A 20,382-nucleotide genomic window follows, 5' to 3' on the forward strand; every position below is an offset into this window, starting at 1 on the left:
CTCCTCAATTGATGCTCAACCAGCGTGAAAGAGGCTTCATGCAGTGAGTCATTGGCATTGGTGTAATACTGTTGTTCTCAAGCTCACCTTCATAAATACGTTCAATGGCGCTTATGGATGCTGCAGTCGTGAGGTTTTGGCTAGCATGAAGATAGGCGTTTTCAGCTAGCTTGTTTCTTAGCGCTGCATCTTGCATGACTTGTTGGATAGCGTTTAATAAGCTTGCCATTCCGCGATTCTGGTACAGTAGTGCAGAGTGATTATGCTCGAACAACTCAGGGATGCCTCCTGTTTTAGGAGCCACGATAGGCAGTTGAGCTAAAGCCGCTTCCCCGAGCACGAGACCAAAGGCCTCTTCATAGGCGCCGCTAATAAAAGCGTCTGCATTCCCAGACATCCATGCACCAGCATTGCTTTTTTCCCCTACAAAGTGGACTCTGTCTTGGATACCGAGATCCGAAGCAAGTTGTTGCAATGTTTCTCTTTCCTCGCCATCGCCAACGATAACAAGATGAGGGTTATCGTGATGGTAATTGTGCATGCGCATAGCGCGAATAAGGCGGTCGAATCCTTTTCTTTTAATCAACGAACCTACCGAGAGAAAGGTAAATGCTTGTGGAGGTATTCCGAGGTGAGTCTTGATATCAATGGGCGTATCAGAGTCCAGAAGCGATACACCGTTGTGCACAACATAAAGCTGGTCTTCTGGGTAACCGTCCTGAATAATTTCACGACCGACATCTTTACTAACGCAAATCAATTTTGGGGAGAGGTGTAGCCCAAGAGAGAAGCGATCTCGCAATGTATAGTGACAATGAAGTTGAGTGACAAGTGGGATGTGATTCATGCGTGCAGCCAAACACATCCATTGACAAGGACCACCGCTATTAACGTGTACCAAGTCGATATTGTGTTTTTCGATCAGTGCTGAGCCCTGTTTGATAAGGCTATTCCATCCGCTAATATCCCAGCGAGGCGCACTCCAGCCACCAACGAGATTGAAAACAGAATGTTCCGCTTCAATTCCGAGCGATTGACACTTATCGATTAGTGGCTGGCAGTTTGACCACACGAATGGCTCAAACTTATCACGGTCAATCCCTGAGATGAGATCCAGAAGTACCACTTCACTGCCGCGAATCCAGTTATCACCATAATGAACATATAGAATGCGTTTTGGAGTAGTCATAAGTCACCTCTGTCTCATCATTAACTTGTGTTAACTGCTGAGTTGCAACAGAGATGCCAAAATATGCCATTAGTTTATGTGTTTGAATATTATTAGATATTTGTGCTTGGCCTTAAGGGGATAAGCAATATTCTCATATTGAGAACCAATATGGCTTATTGCTCCGTTTCAATTTGATATTTTCGTAGCAATACAGGAATAACGCTTTGCGCCGAGAAATCATCAATAATGGTCTGCCGAGCGTTTTGACGAATGAGAGATTGCTGCGCTTCATCAAGAGACATCCAATGTTTAAGGCATTGAGCGAGAGATGGGACGTCATCGACAATAAAGCCATTTTCGCCAGTTTGGATAATATCGGGCAAGCGACCCACGCGTAGGCTCATCACTACTATTCCTCTAGCCATTGCTTCAAGCGCCGCCATAGGCAGGCCTTCATAGCGAGAAGAAATTACCAGCACGCTAATGTTTTTCCAAACGGTCTCCATTTCAGTTTGATGACCGAAAAATGTCACATTTGAAGGGGCAATGTGGGCGAGTGATTCTCTTTCGGGTCCATCACCGTAAACACTAAAATGCAATGTTGGGCAGAGCTTAGCCACTTCGATAAATTGGTCGGCACCTTTTTCTTGGCTCAATCGGCCGACGAAGGCGATTTCTTGATAGTTGAGATTACAATCGGGAATCGAAACAAAGTTATTCAGCAGTTCCGAAGGGAAAATGACTTTGCGCTGAATGCTTGGGCTGACGGAAAAGCAGTGGTTAGAGAGGTAGCCTGAACTTCTATCAAGCCAATCATAGAGCCACATTTTGCCCGAGGATGATTCTCCTGCATGATAAGTTGAAATCAAGCGAGGAAATGTGCGCGTGAGTAGCTTGGCACAGCGCGCTAAGATTGACGCTTTGTAACCGTGGGAGTGAATGACCGATGGTTGGTGATTGGCGACCGCGCTTGTTAGGTGTTTGATCTTTAATGCCTTATGTGGCTCACCAGACAAATGGTTCAAGTAACTCACAGGGATGGTGGATTCTTCTGCTTTCTCTACAATCTGTGCTGGTGGCGAGTACTCAGTCGTTAAGACAACACGTGCTTTGTGCCCAAATGTCATTAATCCACGAGCAAGCTCTATGACGTGACTTTCGATACCGCCAAACAGGCGGCTATCAAGAAAAATCCAAATTTCACCAACGGCAAGTTTCTCAAGATTGTTCGAGATTAATTTCATCCGCTTCCCACGCTTGTTTTTTTCGGTAAACCGTAGATGGGCTTAGCTCCAGCATTACGGCGGCATTGAGTACGTTGCCATCACAGTATGCGATTGCGTTTTGAATCGCCTCACGCTCCACTTGCCACATAGGGCGAATGGTTCCATCAGAGTTAAAGTACGGCGAGGCAGCCGCTGATGATTGTATGTTAGGTTCCGGTGTCGGTATTGACGGCTCTCTAGCGGGGGCCGACTGTTCCTCAACATACACAGGTTGGGATGTTATTGTTGTAGGGTTTGCTGGCTCTTGAGTTACATGTGTGGGAGTGGATGTTCTCACCGTTTTAGACTTTCTAGTCAGTTGAGCGGGTAGGTGATTCACCGTGACTTTTTCGTCATTATTAAGCACTACAATGTTACGTATGATGTTTTGCAATTGCCTTACATTACCCGGCCATTCGTAGTGCTTGATGATATGTTGAGCTTCGCTGTCGATTGTTGAGAATTTCTTTTTGTCCTGTTTGGCATAAGTGGTCAAAAAGTGCTTGGCTAGCGTGACGATGTCACTTCCTCGCTCGCGCAGAGGGGGCATATCGATAGGTATTACGTGTACGCGGTAATACAAATCTTCACGAAAACGACCTTCTTCCACTTCTGTTAATGGATCTCGGTTGGTGGCACAAATGATTCGAACATCCACCTTCATCTCTCGAGTGCCACCAAGCGGTGTGTAGGTTCCTGTTTGAAGAAAACGGAGCAACTTCTTTTGCATCTCAAGTTCCATTTCACACAGTTCATCGAGAAAAAGCGTACCACCGTGAGCCAGCGTCGCAGCACCTTTTCGGTCTGTTGTGGCTCCGGTAAATGCGCCTTTAACATGGCCAAAAATCTCACTTTCCATTAAATCTCGTGGGATAGCCCCGCAGTTTATAGCAATAAAAGGTTTGTCTTTACGGTCGCTCTGACGGTGCACGGCTTCAGCACAGACTTCTTTACCTGTGCCGCTTTCACCCACAATAAAGACACTGGCAGATGTTGGAGCAACGGCATCAATGGTTTTATATACCGCCTGCATTGGGAGACTTGAACCGATAAATCCGTGATAGTTATGGCGATCAAACTTGGACTGAATGTTTTCTACTAAATCTTCCAATTTGGCGCGTTTGAGGTGTAATGCAACAGAAGTTTTTAGGCGATCGGCGTTAATAGGTTTTTCTAAGAAATCTTCCGCACCTTTTTGAATTAGGTTAACGGCTAAGTCTACGCTGCCGTGCGCTGTAGCAATAATAACTGAGGTAGGAATGTCATTCTGGTTGATCCAATCCAATACGTCTTCACCAGACATATCGGGCAGTTTCAAATCGAGAATGATGAGTTGAGGTTTGCTTCTTTCAATAAATTGAATTGCTTCGCGACCTGTTTCAACATGAAAAATGTCATAAGGTTCGTCTTTGACATACTGCTTATAAAGTATGGCTAGTGAAGTAGAGTCTTCTACCAGTAACACCCTTGGTCTCATAGTCCTATCCCAACGTAGTTCGTTTCACTTTTATGTTTTTTTGTCAGCACTATTATTTGTATTTGGCGTGATGAGCGAGTTATATGACTTAGTGCTCTCTAGTGCTGAATATTCTCAATTTGAGAAAAGCGTTATCTAAGTATTAGCACAAGGTGGGAAATTTGCGAAAAATCCATACTTTTTAATTGATTAAGTTAAATTGTAAATGTCTTAGATGATATCGGTATCGCACTTTAATAAGTGCGATGATTCATAAGATAATTTATCATTGAAACTGTTACTCGAACCCTTGATCTTTTCGCTTTTCTAGCGCGTCAAACGATTCATTGGCCAGCTGGGAGAGAGACTCACAGAGAGCCAATGCTTCTAGTGTTTTTCCTTCCACACAATATTTCTCAATCATTCTTGCTTGTCTGGAAAGCGTTCGGTTACCTAAAGCAAGGGCAGAGCTGCCGAGTGTATGAACTTCGAACTCTAATGTTTGGAGGTCTCTCGCGCTTAATGCTTGCTCTATTTTCTCCATGCGCTCTCGTGACTCTTCAATATAGTGTTCAATCAGCGTAGGGATGATTTCGGCGCACGTATCTTTGATCATTTGCTGGAGAATGTGTTCATCCACCAATTCTTGTTCGATAGTCGGTGTGTTATTTGCAGTCATATTGGCGCTCCCTATAACATAAACAGTTCACTTTTCTTAATTTGTTGAGATATCTTTTCTTTCCACTTTTTGGGTAAAAAGCGTAGCTTGGAAACTTGGCGGATCAACTCATCTTTCAGGCTAGGTGTATGCTTCATATTCAGCACGGAACCAATCAAATTCGCATCGCTAGCATCAAGTAGTTTTTTGGCTTGTTCGAGTTGGGTTGCCGTCGTAGAGCCATAATGTGCGACTAATAAGGTGGCATCACATACGCCCGCAATCACTTGAGGGGTAATATTGCTTCGGTTGACACTCAGAAGTGGAGATGTGTCTATCACGACGCGCTCGTATTGCGTTAACCACTCTGCAATATTGCGCTTCAGCATTGTCGGGTCTCGGTACGCCAATTGAGTGCTGGCGAGAGATGGAGCAGGGAGACCGACTAAGGTTTGATGCGTATTTTCTCTTGTGATCAGGTGGCCAACTTTTTCGGCATCATCAAACTCGTGAATGGTGCGATAAGCGGGCTTGAACAGGTTAAGATCCACATACAAAGTATTGTGCCCAGCTAAAACCAGACGCTCTGCTAGAGATGAAGCCACGGAAGTGACGCCGTCTTCAGACTTACAACCCACAACACAAATCGTTTTGTGGCCTTTCTGTTCACTCTGAAGATAAATTTGCTCAATCTCAGCGTGAGTGGCAGGAATAGTCATTACAACGCTCCTATTAACACGATGGTTGTGGTGATTTGTAGAATATCTCTTAATCCGGCTCTCGCTTTTTCAGCAAAGCTTTCGTCTTTATGTGGAATGTAAATAGTGTCGCCTGCACGGATGACTGGTAAATCATAAATGTTGGCGGTTTTGCTAAAGTTCACCAAATCAAATGTTCGAGCTTGGCCCTGACAGCAAGACATGTTGACCACACTGATTTTTTCAAGATACGCATTGTTTGTCGGGCCTCCTGCTTCGGCCAGCAAGTCAAGTACCGTCATGTTGTCATTAAATACATAGCGCCCAGGGTCTCTTACTTCACCTAATACACGCACGGTGGATTCTTTGGAGCGATCCAACCAGTTTTTGTTTTTTTCCGGAATGTAAATGGTATCGCCGGGACGAACGTGGGGCAGAATAGACTCATCGCCCGTTTCAAAGTACATCGACAAATTCAATTTACTCACTTTGGCATAGCCTAGGCCACGGTGCGTCACACGAATATTGTGAATATCGGCATCCATTGTTGGTCCATCGGCGGCAGATAAAATATCCAGAAAGTGCATCTCTTCGGTAAAGCGATAGCGGCCTGGGGCATTGATTTGACCGAAAACATATATCGAGGCATCAGAGCTCTGGCTTACCCATTGCGATTTGTTGTCTGATGGATCGTCAGGTAATGCATGGACTCTTACTACCGTGCCAGCAGAAACTCGGGGCAGATTCGATGTTGGTGAGCCATCTAAAATGTATTGATCTAAATCGAACTGTGTCATTTGACCATTATTGGCGACTTCAATTTTGGTGGTGTCAGCTCTACGTGTTGGGCCGCCAACATGCGCAAGCAGATCAATTAAATCCATTTCGTCTGACCATTCAATACGTCCCGGGCGCACGACTTCTCCCATCACAGCGACCGCTCGACTTGGCGCCACTTTTAGCCATGACTTCTCGTTGAAATCGGTTTTCTCAGGGACGAAAATCGCGTCGCCAGGTCCGACATTCGGTGGTCTAACCGAAGACAGCCCCTCGGTATGCGCGGTTAGGTCGAATTTGATGACCTTACCATCGGCTTTTATGACACGAATTTGGCGAGATTCTGCATAGCGAGTAGGCCCGCCTGCATTGGCGAGAATATCCATGAAGCTAGCGTCTTGCTTTCCTTCATACGCGCCAGGGTGGGCAACTTCACCCATGACATAAACCACATTTGCACCCGCTTTGATTTCTTCTTCCTGTTTTGGAACAAAGATGGTGGCACCCGGTAGGATTTCTGGTAGTAAGCTTTGATCACCCGTATCTAGATACTTTTTCAGATTAAACATGGTTGGGTTGTTATTTGTGATCACGCGAATTTGCTCAACACTGGCATATCGTGTTACGCCGCCAGCTCTCATCACGACATCAACGAGCGTGGTGTTCGGTTTGTAAGAGAATGAGCCGGGTGCATTCACTTCACCAAAGACTTTTATGGCACGAGTGGAGTCTGCGCTGTCGCCTGAATTCGCGAGTTTTGCTGCATCAAATTCCTGCTCAATATTCCCAACGAGTGGAGATGCTGGAACAAACAGTACGTCCAGCGATTCCAATTTCGGGAGCTGGCTATTGTCACCAGTATCAAGGAAACGTTTGTAGTCAAACTCGATATTTTTGTCGCCGCGTTTAACGATCATTTTATCGAGCTGAGCACCAGCGCGAAGGCCGCCAGCTTCGTATACAAACATTTGAATATTGGAACCTGAAGGTAAGGTATATTCCCCGGGTTTGACCACGTAGCCTTGGACTGACACTAATAACTGTTGTTGTTTGATAAAGACTCGAGCGTTGTTTACGTCACGATACACGGTTTTTAGCGTTTCGATAATCACGTCTTGGAGTTGTTGCTCATTATATCCAGCAACAAATACAGGGCCGACTTCCGGTAAGTTAATACGCCCACGGCGATCGACTTGAAACCCTTTATTTAAAGACGCTTCTCCAGGTAGGTTAATCTGAATTAAATCGCCGACCTTAACAGTATTGTTTTCATCAGCTGACGAAGTAGGTACCCAAGCGACCAAGCACAAAAGAACTAAGGTGATAAATGGTTTCATCGTGTTCATAGCGCACCTCCTACAGATAGATTGCGATTTACTGAGGTATCGCTATCTGAATTAGGGCTAATAACCTCGATGCTTACGCGGCGATTGGTTAAACGCACGGCAGGTGTTTCACCCTCGTAAAGCGGCAGGCTATCTCCCACAGATTTGGTGGTTACGCGTTCTGAAGTGATGCCAAATACAGTCAGGTAACGCTTCACTTGTTCTGCACGCGCTTGAGCGAGTTTCTGGTTGTAATCTGGTGAGCCAGTGACATCGGCATGCCCAGTCACCACAAGAGTTAGGTTAGGGTGGTCACGTAAAGTGTAGGCAGCTTCTGCCAAATGTCCCATGTACTTTGGATTAATTTCTGCTGAATCGACAGCAAATTGATTATCAATATTGAGGAGTGCATAAATTTCAGCGACGACGTTCAAATCGCTACGCAATGCTTCAATATCATCGGGTGGCGTACAAGTGGTTTGGCTTAATACATAGTCGAGTTGCTGTTCAAGTTGGTTTAAACGTCGACGTTGAATCACCAGATCGTTAGCTGCATCGAGTAGAAGTCCGCCTTCTAGCTCACGTGCGATTCTGTTTTGCTTCTCTAGCGCTTGCACGACTGCTGCAGGAAAGCACCAGCGTGCGCCTTCTTGAATCAACGCGTCTAGGTGTAGCTTGGTGAGTTGCCAATCAAACCTCAACCCATGCTCTGGACCTAACGGTTCATCGGGCATGACTGGGGAAAACTGATAATTTTCAATTGAGATATCTTGATAGTTTTCCGCCAAGCCACCTTTTCCGTGGTCTGGGTAGTCAAACGACGAACAACCAAACATGCCGACAACAAGACCGCTTACTACATATCGTCGTATAAGATTTACCATGCCAACCTCCGTTTAAACCGGTATTTTTAGTGTCCTTTTGAGTTAACGGGAATAGCATGGTTAATACGAAGCAAGCTCATGATTTCCAAAGGTTGGCCTGATACGTTTTCAATACTCATGCTTCTTTCACGTTCAACTAGACGCTTATATAAGTAAACAATGGCACCAATCCCTGAAGAATCAAGAAATTGGACGTGCTGTAGGTTAATTTCGACTTCTTTGTGATGATTGTCGTGAATTACTTCATCAATGTGATGTTGTGCTTGTCGACAGCCACTTGCGTCTAAGTCACCAAAAAACTCAATGGCTAATTTGTCTTGATTAATTTCTAGTTTGCGTAATTCCATGACTCTATCTCCGTTTGTTTTCTCTACTTGGACATAGAGCAGGTAACGTGCCAGATTAAAATGCGTATAAAATCAGATGGTTATGATTTTTTTGGTGGTGTCATTCAAATTGAGAAGGAATAGGTTCTCAATTTGAGAATCAAAAACGCATAGACAAACGGCTTGTTCAGGAGAGAGGTCGAATTAATATCGAGTGCTAAAGCAAGAGTCTCATCGAGATTAGATTGCGACTTGATTTGAGACTCACCCATCTTATTGTGAACAATGTGTAAATATTAAATGCAAAATCTGTCTAAAGTTTATGATTGTCCTTGCAAATCATTACTTAAGTTGATTGTTCTGAGTCGAAGAATGACTAGTAACAAATAGGTCATCGAGAGGAGTTACGGTTCAATAAAGGCGCTTTTTTGTACAAGGTCTTCTTATGCCATTAAAAATGACATTAATCGCGCTGGCTGTTATGACAGCGTCTTCACAGCTTCAAGCTGATACTTCTCTCACGCCTCCAGTTTCTCTTGCGCAAAGCTATCAAGATGGCATCGATGTATCTGAATACTGGTATAGCGAAAAACTCGACGGCATTCGCGCCTATTGGACAGGACAACATCTCGTGACGAGAAATGGTAACCGAATCTACGCTCCAGATTGGTTTATAGATTCACTCCCTGACTATCCGTTAGATGGTGAGCTATGGGCGGGACGAGGCAATTTTCATCTCGTACAACAAACGGTTTTGGATAAAACGCCTGTGGAGTCAGCTTGGCGAAACATTGATTTTATGATCTTTGATATGCCGTATTCTGCTGGTGATTACCGGAAGCGTTATTACAACATCAAAGACTTAGTGCTCGAAGTAGACCAACCTCATATCAAATATGTCGAACACCGAGCGATCCAAAATGAAGCTCACATGTTTGCGCAATTGGATAAGATTTCAATATCCGATGGTGAAGGGGTGATGCTACGTAAGGTATCAAGCCGTTATCAAGCTGGACGTGGTAGTGATTTACTTAAACTGAAACGATACGCGGATGATGAAGCGCTAGTCGTGGGCTATAAGCCAGGCACGGGGCGTTTATTGGGTATGATGGGGGCGATGTTAGTTCGCTTACCAGATGGTACTGAGTTTTACATTGGTAGTGGGTTTACCGATGAAGTGCGTCGTCAGCCTCCGAAAATAGGTTCAACCGTCACGTTCAGGTACAACGGTTTTACTCATACCGGTAAGCCACGTTTTGCCCGATTCTTGCGTGAGAGGCTGAAGGAATAGAACGCTCTGCACTTACTAGTTGCCAACGGTTACGCCGCACCGCTTGAAGAGACCCTGCCAAAACTGAACGTGGTTTAGGGTTTCTTGTCTAAAGGTTTTGTGTGCTTCTTTTATCCCATATTGATGACCATGAAGTTGCATACGCTTTTCTATCAAGGTGGCGCCATCATGAAGTTGCTGATAGGTACTGTCTAAATAGGCTAAGTAAGGTTGCACTTCTTCAACGTAAATAGATTGGAAGACATTTCTTAGGTAGCGGAACTGGGTGGTGTCTCGATTTGGCCCGCACAATACATTATTCTGATGTTGTTCAAGTAACTGAGTCGTAGCTTTTAGCCAGTGAGAAGCGTTTATCATCGAATAGTAAAGCCGTCCGATTAAACGAGATTTCTCTAGCTCTTCTTGATACTGCACAATCTCAATATCGGGCAGACGTGAAATGGCGCGATGAGGCAAGCCGTACATTTCACTGAAAAGGCGATAGACGTCGTTAAGACGTGCAATATCATTCGTCGTTTCTTGAGATAGCCAATCCGACGCCGTTAGCTGCTTTTGCATTGCATCACTCGCGAGTAGCAAGTTGTCAAGATGAGTACCTAAATGTTGCCACTTAGTCGAATAAAGCTCTGTTAATGTGGTACGTTCTTCATCGCTGAGCTGAAATTCGGATAGACATCGATTCATGACTCGTAACAGTGAAGTTTGGTAATCAAAATCATGAAATGCATCCTGCACCTTACCAAGTTGCGAGTTTTTCTCGGCAAGTAGATTGAATAATCCACACTGGCGTAATTGGTAGCTTTCTAGTAAACCAATCGATAGCCTGGGAAGTGGCTCGAATAAGTCGCGTTTTGCAGGTATGGTCACCGTAGGTTGCGATTCGATTGGAAGAGTAGGAGCGTCCAACACATTGGCGACACGTTGGTGATACTTGTCAAACATTGCTCTTTCTGGGTTGAACCAGTTATCGCAACCGTTAAGAAACAAGACTAAAAACAATAAAATAGACCGCACAAATATCCTTTTTATAACTTCGTATTCGTCACCAAAAGAGCAGGCTGAACTGGCTCACAAGCTTGTTATAAGTATACTCAACAGCGTTATTATTCGATCAAAAAAGCCAGCGTGTGCTGGCTTTTTCTTATTATCACTGAACTGAAAAGTTCAATTGCACCTCTGGTTCTTGGCGGTGCATCCAGCGCATTCTTACCCCTAACATAAGTGCGGCAGAAGAAAGGCCGATGATAAAGCCTAGCCAGAAACCTTGCGCACCCATTGGCTCGACGATCCAGTCTGTGCGGCCAAGGACGTAACCCATTGGTAAACCAAGAATCCAGTAGGCGATAAAAGTACGGTTGAAGATGGCTCGCATATCTTTATAGCCACGCAGTGCACCTGCCGCGATTACCTGAACTGCGTCCGTACATTGATAAACAGCAGCAAATACGAGCAGTTGCATCGCTAGAGTGATGACCTCTGGGTTGCTAGTGTAAAGTTCGGCAATCCATTCACGAGACAATACGGTTAATATCGCTGTAAGAACAGATAAACCTAGACCAACCATTATGCCCACTCGTGAAGCAACGCGAGCGCCATCAACGTTTTCTTCGCCAAGTCGGTGTCCAACACGAATACTTACTGCCGCACCGATACTCATTGGAAGCATAAATACTAGCGACGAGAAGTTAATCGCAACCTGGTGCGCCGCAACGATGATTGGTCCTAGTGGTGAGACCAATAGTGCAACGACAGCAAATAGTGTTACTTCAAAAAACAGCGCTGCTGCAACAGGAAAGCCGAGCCTGAACAGACGAACTTGCGCTTTCCATTGTGGTCGATGCCATTCACCAAATAAGTTGATGCTTTTAAGTCGATCTGATGTCATTACATAAAGCAATAGTAGGGCAAACATAACCCAGTAAACAATCGTAGTTGCAACACCACAGCCAACACCGCCTAATTCAGGTGCGCCAAACTTGCCATACACGAAAATCCAGTTTAGAGGAATGTTGAGCAGTAAACCGATAAAGCCAATGACCATTGCTGGTTTCGTCAATGACATACCATCCGTAAAGCTTCTAAGCGTTTGAAAAAGCAAGAAGGCAGGGACTGCTAAGATAACAGCATGAATGTACCCCACTGTTTTTTCTGCCATCAGCGTTTCAACATCCATAAATCCGAGAATAAATTGGGTTTGAAGCAGCACTGCAATAATCGGCACACTGATCAACAATGCCAAAACGACGCCTTGTTGAATTTCAAACGGGATTTTTACTCGACGACCAGAGCCATTTAACTGTGCGACAACAGGGACTAACGCCATTAACAAACCCACACCAAATAAAATGGATGGAAGCCAAATACTTGAAGCGACAGAAACCGCAGCCATGTCGGTGGCACTAACGCCTCCGGCCATAACGGTATCAACAAACCCCATACCAGTTTGAGCAACAGATGCGATCAATACCGGGGTCGCCAATTTGATGAGACTTGATGCTTCTTCTTTATAGCGATGCACGAAAAATACTCCAGAGCGGAACAATAAGTTGAAAGAATGAGAGCGCTCGAGGACAAAAGATGTGGTGAACTGACCTGATGGTTGATTTTAGTCACGATAAGGTGAAAAAATGCCTCGGAGAAACTCCGCGCAAATGATAAACAATTGTATGTTTATATTCCATAGTTAGGTTGCGAATAGTGGATAACACTAACTTAATGCTCGCTAAGCTCAGGATACGCTAATACTGAGAGCTGTAATAAATCATGTTAATGTAAGAAGCATGTATGAGAACAAGGCTCCATTTTTCAATAGGTCGTTGCTCTATAATCTACAGGTTTTATCTCGATACACAGTGCTGTGCTTCAGGCTCTGTCATCGATTGCAGCTTGTATGAAATCAATAGGTAAAAAGAATGTTTACAGGAATAGTTCAGGGTACGGCTAAGGTCGTTAAAATTGATAAAAAAGAACGCTTTCAAACGCATGTTGTCGAGTTAAGCGATGAGCTTTGTAAAGGATTAGAAATAGGGGCATCTGTCGCTCACAATGGCTGCTGCCTGACCGTGACCAATATAAATGGCAACCTTATCAGCTTTGATTTAATGCAAGCGACATTGGCTCTCACCAACTTAGGCGAGCTAGTTGAAGGTGACAGCGTAAACATTGAGCGAGCTGCCAAGTTTGGTGATGAAATTGGCGGACATAGCATGTCTGGCCATATTAGTTTGATGGCTGACATTGTCGAGATCATCGATACGCCTAATAACCGCACTATTTGGTTCCAACTGCCGCAAGAATCAATGAAATATGTGTTAGCGAAAGGCTATATCGGCTTGGATGGTTGTTCTTTGACGATTGGTGAGGTTGAAGCGTGTCGTTTTTCAGTACATCTAATTCCAGAAACCTTGCAACGAACACTCTTTGGAGTAAGACAAGTAGGGGACCGCGTTAATATCGAGTTTGACCCTCAGACTCAAGCCATAGTTGATACTGTTGAGCGAGTTCTCGCAGCAAAACAGCTTTAGAATGATAAAAAGGAGCCAAGCGCTCCTTTTTAATTCAAGTGACTTTGTGTTTCCAACGCTTACATGCTCGAGTTGTTATTCGTAATTGTCATCGATAAACAGTTCGACTTTATCTTGCAGCTCATCTACTCGCATATTTAAGTGAATGGCATGGCAACAAGCTGGGCAATCATCATAAAACTCTTGGTCACCATTACTTGCATCTAGTGTAATGCCGATTGAATGTCCACAATGGGGGCATTTGACATGCCTTTCGGTATAATTTTTCATACAACAACTCCTAATATCGCAGGGCTTTTAAACACTCTATTCTTTAAGGAAGTACAGCCCTTCACTTACTTTGCCTACAAGGAAAATAGGCACAATCCAAAGTTAAGTCTCCTTTGATATTAGGTGGAGTTGTTGCTAATTGAGTCGAAATAAGTATAAAACTTGACCCCAAACTCAACCTTGAGCTTAGGGTCATTTTCTGTAGTGATGTGCCTCGAGGTTTTACATCTTGAAATATGCAGTGGCTTCCAAATTAATAAGAAATAATTTTATTAATAACTTGTTGAGCCTGCTCCAAGTAATGGCCGCCAAATAAATTGCAATGGTTGAGAACATGGTAAAGGTTATAGATATCTTTACGCTCTTGATAACCAGCAGAAAGTGGCATAACAGATTCATAACCTTGATAAAATTCCGGTTGAAATCCACCAAAAAGCTCAGTCATCGCAATATCACACTCCCTGTCACCCCAGTAGCAGGCGGGATCGTAACAGATAGGGCCACATGCCGTGAGAGCCGCATTCCCGTTCCATAAATCGCCATGCAGCAAGGAGGGCTCTGGAGCATGGTTTGCTAGCAGTTGTTTTACGACATCTATAAAGTCGTCGATATCAACTAAAGTGACGCCTTTTTCTTTAAGGAGCTGTAATTGCCATCCTATGCGTTGTTCAGCAAAGAAGACACACCACTTCTTGTGCCACTTATTGGGTTGTAGAGTGGACCCGAGATAGTTATCCGTATCAAAACCAAATTCCTTTTGCTCGCCCCATTGATGAAGGTGAGCTAATTGCTGTCCTAATTTAAAGCTGTTTGGGCCATCTTCTAATGGCTTTGTTGGAAGGTAGTTAAGAATTAGGAATGAGGCATTTTTGGTTTTACCAACCAACACAACCTCTGGAACAAATAGGGTGGATGTCTCACGCAAAAGATGCAGACTTTCTGCCTCAACTTCAAACTTAGACAAAAACTCGCGATCGTTAATTTTCACGAAATAGCGCTGTTCGCCGTCATTAATCATGTAGCTTTCACTGATATCCCCGCCAGACAGTCTTACTTTTTCCGTGATCTGGTACTCGAATAATAAAGTATCAGAAAGCTGTTGCGATATTGCTTGCCACATACAAAACCTCGCGAATCTATTTGACCACCAACAGTTTAGGATAAAAAGCAAGGTGTTGGCGCTACGTTGAGCATACTTCGTAAAGAAACCTTCCTCTCAGTGTAGTCAATTTGTATAAATGTGAATCAAATCGCTTATAAGCCTCTGATTTGTCGGCATAGCATATGGAGATGAATGTATACAACAGGTATTATTATTTTTTTGACGTTAGTTCCATTGGTGACATGAAAATACTGATATGTGATGACTCAGCGGTTGCAAGAAAGCTCATTGCGCGCTCCATCGTACAAGATACATCATTGCACCTGATCGAAGCTCAAGATGGGTATGAGGCGCTAAATATTCTTGCGGAGCAAAATATCGATATTTTGTTTCTCGATTTAACGATGCCGATCATGGACGGTTTTGAAGTCCTCGAGTCATTACCTGTTAGTCACTACCAGACTAAAATCGTCATTATTTCTGGAGATGTTCAACAAGAGGCAAAACAGCGCTGCATAGAGCTCGGTGCTCAAGCTTTTATCGCTAAGCCTCTGACAGAAGAGCAGGTGATACCGCTCTATGAACAATTGGGGCTGCACTATGCGTTCAAGCCTAGCCATTCGATTGACCCTAAAAGCCAGATTTGCGAGGAGTTCTCCTCATTAGCCAAATTCCGCGAGATTGCAAACATTGCCCTTGGTAAAGGGGCTGCGATTATGGCAGACCACTTACACGAGTTCATCCAACTTCCTGTTCCACATGTTGGTCCGTTATCCTACGGCGAACTTCATATGACGCTTGTCGACGTTGTTGGGCGTGATGGCTCCGTCGCGGTTGCACAGAGGTTTGTTGGTGGCGGTATTCATGGTGAAGCTCTGGTGTGTTTGCGTGGTAGAGACATCAATCAAATTGGCGAGAAGTTAGGCTATCTGCTTGAGTTTACACCTCATAATGAAATCATTTTGAATATCTCGAACTTACTGGTTTCTTCATTTCTCACATCGTTAGGGGATCAGCTCGACAAGCAATTCTCACTTCGTCAGCCAGGCATTGTGGATACGTTAACGCCTTACTGTGAAGAGCAGGGTGAATTAGGTGAGCTGTTTACTATCGAATACACCTACATGGCAGAAGCGCTCGATTTTGAGTGTGAGGTACTGTTTTTAATTGATAAACCATCCGTAGAAATTATTTATGAAATCATGGAGCTAATCTAATGTCCGATATTACGCTGGACATAGCAGACTTTCATTGGGTCACACAAATTCTCGATACGATGGATTCAGGGCTTATCGTGTTGGATCAAGAGTATAAGGTCTGTGTGTGGAACAGTTTTATGCAGTCATACAGTGGCGTTCTGTCACAAGAAATCCTTGGCCAATGTTTATTTGATCATTTTGAAGAGCTGCCAAAAACTTGGCTAGAAACCAAGATAAAAACCGCCGCCGATCTGGAAACTCGTTCCTTCTCTAGCTGGGAAAACCGACCGTACCTTTTTAAATTCAACAATTTTTCTCCGGTTTCAAACAGCAGTGATTTCATGTATCAAGACATCGTAATCACCCCGTTAATCGGGCTCTCAGGAGAGGTCAGCCACATTGCTATTCAAGTGAATGATGTCTCTGAAACGGCAAGAAATCGCATTCATTTGAAAGAAACAAATCAACATTTGTCTGAAATCAGTCGCAAAGATGGTTTAACAGGTTTATTTAATCGTGCTTATTGGGAGCAATCTCTGAAAGAAGAGTTTGCTCACCTAAAAGTTATCGACGGACCATGCTCATTAGTAATATTTGATATCGACCACTTTAAAAAAGTGAATGATACCTATGGTCACCCGACGGGAGATGAAGTCATTCGTCGTACTTCTTCGTTATTAAGAAAGACAGCAAGAAGCAGTGATGTGTGCGGTCGTTTTGGCGGAGAAGAGTTTACGGTATTGCTTCCTCATACGAATCAAGAACAAGCTTGCTATTTCGCGGAGCGTTTACGTAAAAGAATTGAGCAAGAGATCGTGAAAGTGGAAGATTTTTTGATTAATTACACGATAAGTATTGGTGTTTGCGAGTATAAACCTTATTTTGAAACTCACACTCAATGGTTAAAGAGTGCCGATGCTGCGTTGTATCGTGCAAAAGAAAACGGTCGTAACCAAACTTGTTTGCATGAAAATGACTGAAATACAAAAAGGTTTGAAGAAACCCTGTATCCGAACGCAGTGAGGCAAAGCGCAATTGTTTGAAAAACATCCAGTTGGTTCGTGAATGTTTGTTAATATGAAATAAGTTAATGAAATTTTCTCGGCATGTCTTACTATTGAAACTATTCCGCTTTCAGCTTCGAAGGCTTGCAATAAACGGAGAAAAACAGTGGTTTTAGAAACCGATGGATATCTCGCTCTTATCGAGCACTTGTCGCTAAATCTAGATATTTTCACGACTGAAATTGGCGACACTGGATCCGAAAGCATCGAAGATGTCGTCACCGATATGGTGGCTTCAAACATCATGGCGATCTTTGAGCAAAACCCAGAGCTTCACTCAAGCGTACGCTTCAAATTACTAAAAGAAGCGGATGCGGTTGTTGAAGATCTTGGTGAGATATTGGCTGGTGTATGGCATAAAAAAGCGACTAATGAACAGATCACGTTCCTTGATGAATACATCGCTTTGGTTAAAAACCTATTCGATACTGCCGTTGCTACTTACGATTGATATTGTTTGATACCAGTCATCTCCAATTCTAAAAGTAAGAAGAGTTACATTGTAACTCTTCTTACTTGCCAAAACTTAGATGCCCAGTATGGGTTGTCGATTCTTGAAATGATCACACCTTTAGACGTTGACGCATGCATGAACTGCTTGTTACCCAAGTAAATCCCTACATGATAGGTCGTCCGTCTTGTCTTAAAAAACACCAAATCTCCTTGTTTGGCGTCCGTCCAATTTAATTCCACACCTTGTTTCGATTGTTGTCTCGTTGTCCTGGGTAACGATAGCTGATAAGCCTCGACAAAGGCTTTTTGCACAAATGCCGAGCAATCAATACCAGATTTTTGTGTGCCGCCTAAGCGATAAGGTGTGCCATGCCATTCTGTATAAAACTGGAACAAGTCAGGGTTATTGTCCAATAACTGATTTGTAGGTGTTGTCACTTGCACTTGCTCGTTAGGTTCAGGCCCAGAAGAGCAGGCGCTTAGTAGCACACTGATTATCAAAGGAAAATATACTCGACGCAAATCACCACCTGTCATCTCTACGACTCACAACTGAAATATTAGTGTCATAACCAATCCATAGTATGGGCTGAAAATCACGGTTTTGTCTCACAAATGTGACGGAATCACTGCAAAACCGATTCAACCTTAAGAAAGAATAAAAATTGATTATGGCAAAGCGAAAACGCTCACGCACATCACTTTCACTGATTCAGGCTGTTAGTGCAACATTTTTAACTATCATAGCTCTTGTTATAGCCCTTTCTGTCTCAAGTTTCAAAGGAATGGAACAGGTAGGAGAGCAATTTGAAGACTTGTCGCAAAAAGCGTTACCAATCGCGATGGCGAACGCAAAGTTAACCAGGAATGTATTGGAGATGGTTAAGCTACTCAACCATGGTATGCAAATTACTGAGCCAAAAGAGTTGCCTCTAATAAAAGAGCAAATCGATTCACTTGCGACTCAAAGTAAAAGTTTGGTTGGAGAAGCTTCTGGTGTTGCTGAGCAACTCTCTGAGGAGTTAGATACAAATTTAGCGCGTTTACATAACATCACGCAGTCCATTTTACTGAAGCAATCTTCAGTGATAAAAATTCAAATGGATATTGATGCAGGAGTTGGTGGGTTCCGCTATGGACTCAGCTCTATCGGCCCGGAAATGAATCGAATTAGCTCGTTTCTTAGTGCCGAAAATCCTGAATCGAGTGATGCCGCCAACCGATTTATTGCCTCAGCGAGCTCAATGGAAAGCACGTTCTTAGTAATGATGATGCATTCTGAGCTGAGCAAAGCCGAAAAAGAATACCGAGAAATGCGTAACCGTATTGCAGGTATTAATCTCGCCTATGAAGATTTCCAGTCTTTACATCCAGAAGTAAGCGAATACGCAAGCCTAACGGCACCGTACGAGATGGTGAAGCAAGGCTTTAGTGAAAAGGGCGTGCTGCGTTTGATCCTCGCCAAACTAGAACAAGGGGAACTGCAACGTTCAGAGTTTAAACAGGCTTCGATTCTTGCGGATGAAACCATGCGGTTGCTTGATCAAATATCACAAGCTGCTGGTGAGTTGATTGCGGATAAAGAGAGTGTGGTCAATGACACTATTCAGTCAGTGAGTGTTATGATCGTTTTTGCAGCGTGTGTGATATCTTTCATTATTCTGATCACTTGGTTCAGTCTGAAGTCATGGACAAACCGAGGGTTAAGGAATGTACTAACGCGTCTTTCCGCACTTACCGAACATGACTTCCGTGACAATGCACAAGAGGTTGGTCCTTATGAGCTAAAAGAAGTGGCACGAAAACTAAACCAAGTGATTGATTCAACAAACAACTCTATCCAAACAGTTACACGTAACTGTGAGACGCTTTATCAGACGGCTGAAGTAAGCCACAGTGCAGCTGAACAAACGAGCGATGGGTTGACGACACAAAATGAAGCGTTGGCGAGCATGATCACGACCATTACGCAACTTGAAGCCTCCATTCGTGAAATAGCGACAGTGACAAATGCCTCGTCACAGGACTCGATGCTTGCTACCCAGCACACTGAAAAAGGCGTTCAAGTTGTGGAACAAAACCGTGAACGTTTGGAATCACTTGAAAGCTCTTTGGATATGAATGAGCAATCTATTTTAGAGCTAGACCAGCGTGTTAAGCAGATTCGTGAAATGGTCGATATGATCAGTGGTATTGCTGACAACACAAACTTGCTTGCTCTCAACGCAGCAATAGAAGCCGCTCGAGCTGGTGAACAAGGGCGTGGGTTTGCAGTTGTCGCGGATGAAGTCCGCAAACTAGCAAGTGATACTTCTCAACAAACAACGAACATCCGAGCAATGATGAGCGAGCTTATTACTGCCGCAGAGCGTTCGCGCCAAGCAGTCAATGATTCAAGAGAAGAAATGGCCCACGCGCTGCATTCCAGCAATGAAGTGAAATCGACGTTCTCTGACATCAACCTCGCGGTTAAGCATATTCAAGAGCGTGTTGAGCAGATCTCTGTTGCCACGGAAGAGCAAGAACGTGCGACGGCGGATGTGTCTCTATCCATCAATAATATTTCCGAGCTTGGAGAGCGTACAAAGCTACAACTTGAATCCATGGTTGAAAGCTCTGAACAAGTGGCAGAAATTGCAGGGCATCAACAAGCGATGTTGCATAAATACGAGCTACATCAGTCCGCCTAAGTGACATGTTTTTATCTTCTACAAGCAGAACTTCGGTTCTGCTTTTTTGTTGCTTCTACGCAACTTCTCATTGCTATTCAAATCGCAAAAGTGAGTTATATCGCATCTTGCTCATTTCTTAAGGGCTGAGTTATCACTACGTGGTGTTAATGCTATGTCGGTAAAACAAGATGGCTAGAATGTTGTCCGAATTCAAAGGAATGGATAATGCAACTTCATGCGATTCCTT

The 20,382-nt window shown here is 43.8% G+C and carries 19 protein-coding genes; 6 read left to right on the forward strand and 13 right to left on the reverse strand.

From position 1 onward, the window contains the following. Positions 1-4 precede the first annotated feature (4 nt). From L3V32_RS04685 to L3V32_RS04720, 8 genes are all read right to left on the reverse strand, one after another. Positions 5-1,189, reverse strand: a complete 1,185-nt coding sequence (locus L3V32_RS04685) for a glycosyltransferase (RefSeq protein ID WP_237283896.1) — start codon at positions 1,187-1,189, stop codon at positions 5-7. 155 nt (positions 1,190-1,344) lie between these two features. Beyond that, positions 1,345-2,415: a glycosyltransferase family 4 protein gene (locus L3V32_RS04690; RefSeq protein WP_237283897.1), complete on the reverse strand. Its 1,071-nt coding sequence runs from the start codon at positions 2,413-2,415 to the stop codon at positions 1,345-1,347. Then, on the reverse strand, positions 2,390-3,913 hold the full coding sequence (locus L3V32_RS04695) for a sigma-54 dependent transcriptional regulator (RefSeq protein WP_046875250.1): 1,524 nt from the start codon (positions 3,911-3,913) through the stop codon (positions 2,390-2,392). The genes L3V32_RS04690 and L3V32_RS04695 overlap by 26 nt, the downstream gene beginning before the upstream one ends. A 277-nt stretch (positions 3,914-4,190) precedes the next feature. Beyond that, complete coding sequence (locus L3V32_RS04700; RefSeq protein WP_005394262.1) at positions 4,191-4,571, reverse strand: Hpt domain-containing protein; 381 nt, start codon at positions 4,569-4,571, stop codon at positions 4,191-4,193. A gap of 11 nt (positions 4,572-4,582) precedes the next feature. Further along, on the reverse strand, positions 4,583-5,269 hold the full coding sequence (locus L3V32_RS04705) for an AAA family ATPase (RefSeq protein ID WP_237283898.1): 687 nt from the start codon (positions 5,267-5,269) through the stop codon (positions 4,583-4,585). Next, positions 5,269-7,371 carry an SLBB domain-containing protein gene (locus L3V32_RS04710; RefSeq protein WP_046875253.1) on the reverse strand — a complete coding sequence of 701 codons (2,103 nt, stop codon included), beginning with the start codon at positions 7,369-7,371 and terminating at the stop codon, positions 5,269-5,271. The genes L3V32_RS04705 and L3V32_RS04710 overlap by 1 nt, the downstream gene beginning before the upstream one ends. Then, complete coding sequence (locus tag L3V32_RS04715) at positions 7,368-8,234, reverse strand: OmpA family protein (RefSeq protein WP_237283899.1); 867 nt, start codon at positions 8,232-8,234, stop codon at positions 7,368-7,370. The genes L3V32_RS04710 and L3V32_RS04715 overlap by 4 nt, the downstream gene beginning before the upstream one ends. Before the next feature lie 26 nt (positions 8,235-8,260). Beyond that, a complete protein-coding gene (locus tag L3V32_RS04720) occupies positions 8,261-8,581 on the reverse strand; it encodes an STAS domain-containing protein (RefSeq protein ID WP_005394270.1) in 321 nt (106 codons plus the stop codon). Positions 8,582-9,005: 424 nt separating this feature from the next. On the opposite strand from L3V32_RS04720, the gene L3V32_RS04725 reads away from it, so the two are divergent. Further along, positions 9,006-9,851 carry a DNA ligase gene (locus L3V32_RS04725; RefSeq protein WP_237283900.1) on the forward strand — a complete coding sequence of 282 codons (846 nt, stop codon included), beginning with the start codon at positions 9,006-9,008 and terminating at the stop codon, positions 9,849-9,851. 15 nt (positions 9,852-9,866) lie between these two features. On the opposite strand, the gene L3V32_RS04730 is transcribed toward L3V32_RS04725, so the two are convergent. Together L3V32_RS04730 and L3V32_RS04735 are read right to left on the reverse strand one after the other, a co-directional pair. Then, positions 9,867-10,865, reverse strand: a complete 999-nt coding sequence (locus tag L3V32_RS04730; RefSeq protein WP_237283901.1) for a DUF3080 domain-containing protein — start codon at positions 10,863-10,865, stop codon at positions 9,867-9,869. A gap of 133 nt (positions 10,866-10,998) precedes the next feature. Further along, positions 10,999-12,369: an MATE family efflux transporter gene (locus tag L3V32_RS04735; RefSeq protein ID WP_005396222.1), complete on the reverse strand. Its 1,371-nt coding sequence runs from the start codon at positions 12,367-12,369 to the stop codon at positions 10,999-11,001. A gap of 394 nt (positions 12,370-12,763) precedes the next feature. On the opposite strand from L3V32_RS04735, the gene L3V32_RS04740 reads away from it, so the two are divergent. After that, complete coding sequence (locus tag L3V32_RS04740) at positions 12,764-13,375, forward strand: riboflavin synthase (protein WP_054867079.1); 612 nt, start codon at positions 12,764-12,766, stop codon at positions 13,373-13,375. Between the two features lie 75 nt (positions 13,376-13,450). Here the strand turns inward: L3V32_RS04740 and L3V32_RS04745 are convergent, their stop codons facing one another. Both L3V32_RS04745 and L3V32_RS04750 read right to left on the reverse strand, forming a co-directional pair. After that, positions 13,451-13,645, reverse strand: a complete 195-nt coding sequence (locus L3V32_RS04745) for a CPXCG motif-containing cysteine-rich protein (protein WP_005396219.1) — start codon at positions 13,643-13,645, stop codon at positions 13,451-13,453. A gap of 253 nt (positions 13,646-13,898) precedes the next feature. Then, positions 13,899-14,765, reverse strand: coding sequence for a fructosamine kinase family protein (locus L3V32_RS04750; protein WP_005396217.1), 867 nt, complete (start codon positions 14,763-14,765; stop codon positions 13,899-13,901). Positions 14,766-14,989: 224 nt separating this feature from the next. Between L3V32_RS04750 and L3V32_RS04755 the strand changes: the two genes are divergently transcribed. The 3 genes from L3V32_RS04755 to L3V32_RS04765 all read left to right on the forward strand — a co-directional run bounded on the left by L3V32_RS04755 (position 14,990) and on the right by L3V32_RS04765 (position 17,461). Beyond that, positions 14,990-15,964, forward strand: a complete 975-nt coding sequence (locus tag L3V32_RS04755) for a response regulator (RefSeq protein WP_005396215.1) — start codon at positions 14,990-14,992, stop codon at positions 15,962-15,964. Beyond that, positions 15,964-16,926 (forward strand): GGDEF domain-containing protein, encoded by a 963-nt coding sequence (locus tag L3V32_RS04760; RefSeq protein WP_005396213.1) that lies wholly within the window; start codon positions 15,964-15,966, stop codon positions 16,924-16,926. Before L3V32_RS04755 ends, L3V32_RS04760 begins: the two co-directional genes overlap by 1 nt. A 190-nt stretch (positions 16,927-17,116) precedes the next feature. Continuing rightward, positions 17,117-17,461, forward strand: coding sequence for a DUF3802 family protein (locus L3V32_RS04765; protein WP_005396212.1), 345 nt, complete (start codon positions 17,117-17,119; stop codon positions 17,459-17,461). 44 nt (positions 17,462-17,505) lie between these two features. On the opposite strand, the gene L3V32_RS04770 is transcribed toward L3V32_RS04765, so the two are convergent. Beyond that, positions 17,506-18,000, reverse strand: a complete 495-nt coding sequence (locus L3V32_RS04770) for an NlpC/P60 family protein (RefSeq protein WP_237283902.1) — start codon at positions 17,998-18,000, stop codon at positions 17,506-17,508. Between the two features lie 134 nt (positions 18,001-18,134). Between L3V32_RS04770 and L3V32_RS04775 the strand changes: the two genes are divergently transcribed. Beyond that, positions 18,135-20,153: a methyl-accepting chemotaxis protein gene (locus L3V32_RS04775; protein ID WP_237283903.1), complete on the forward strand. Its 2,019-nt coding sequence runs from the start codon at positions 18,135-18,137 to the stop codon at positions 20,151-20,153. Positions 20,154-20,382 lie beyond the last annotated feature (229 nt).

It is taken from the genome of Vibrio sp. J2-4 (genome assembly GCF_021728155.1).
Classification (GTDB): domain Bacteria; phylum Pseudomonadota; class Gammaproteobacteria; order Enterobacterales; family Vibrionaceae; genus Vibrio; species Vibrio diabolicus.

Coding starts and splice junctions, on each gene's coding strand:
- L3V32_RS04695 (WP_046875250.1), bottom strand. CDS start 3,913: ATGAGACCAAGGGTGTTACTGGTAGAAGACTCTACTTCACTAGCCATA.
- L3V32_RS04690 (WP_237283897.1), bottom strand. CDS start 2,415: ATGAAATTAATCTCGAACAATCTTGAGAAACTTGCCGTTGGTGAAATT.
- L3V32_RS04770 (WP_237283902.1), bottom strand. CDS start 18,000: ATGACAGGTGGTGATTTGCGTCGAGTATATTTTCCTTTGATAATCAGT.
- L3V32_RS04775 (WP_237283903.1), top strand. CDS start 18,135: ATGGCAAAGCGAAAACGCTCACGCACATCACTTTCACTGATTCAGGCT.
- L3V32_RS04755 (WP_005396215.1), top strand. CDS start 14,990: ATGAAAATACTGATATGTGATGACTCAGCGGTTGCAAGAAAGCTCATT.
- L3V32_RS04705 (WP_237283898.1), bottom strand. CDS start 5,269: ATGACTATTCCTGCCACTCACGCTGAGATTGAGCAAATTTATCTTCAG.
- L3V32_RS04685 (WP_237283896.1), bottom strand. CDS start 1,189: ATGACTACTCCAAAACGCATTCTATATGTTCATTATGGTGATAACTGG.
- L3V32_RS04725 (WP_237283900.1), top strand. CDS start 9,006: ATGCCATTAAAAATGACATTAATCGCGCTGGCTGTTATGACAGCGTCT.
- L3V32_RS04760 (WP_005396213.1), top strand. CDS start 15,964: ATGTCCGATATTACGCTGGACATAGCAGACTTTCATTGGGTCACACAA.
- L3V32_RS04740 (WP_054867079.1), top strand. CDS start 12,764: ATGTTTACAGGAATAGTTCAGGGTACGGCTAAGGTCGTTAAAATTGAT.
- L3V32_RS04745 (WP_005396219.1), bottom strand. CDS start 13,645: ATGAAAAATTATACCGAAAGGCATGTCAAATGCCCCCATTGTGGACAT.
- L3V32_RS04700 (WP_005394262.1), bottom strand. CDS start 4,571: ATGACTGCAAATAACACACCGACTATCGAACAAGAATTGGTGGATGAA.
- L3V32_RS04750 (WP_005396217.1), bottom strand. CDS start 14,765: ATGTGGCAAGCAATATCGCAACAGCTTTCTGATACTTTATTATTCGAG.
- L3V32_RS04715 (WP_237283899.1), bottom strand. CDS start 8,234: ATGGTAAATCTTATACGACGATATGTAGTAAGCGGTCTTGTTGTCGGC.
- L3V32_RS04720 (WP_005394270.1), bottom strand. CDS start 8,581: ATGGAATTACGCAAACTAGAAATTAATCAAGACAAATTAGCCATTGAG.
- L3V32_RS04710 (WP_046875253.1), bottom strand. CDS start 7,371: ATGAACACGATGAAACCATTTATCACCTTAGTTCTTTTGTGCTTGGTC.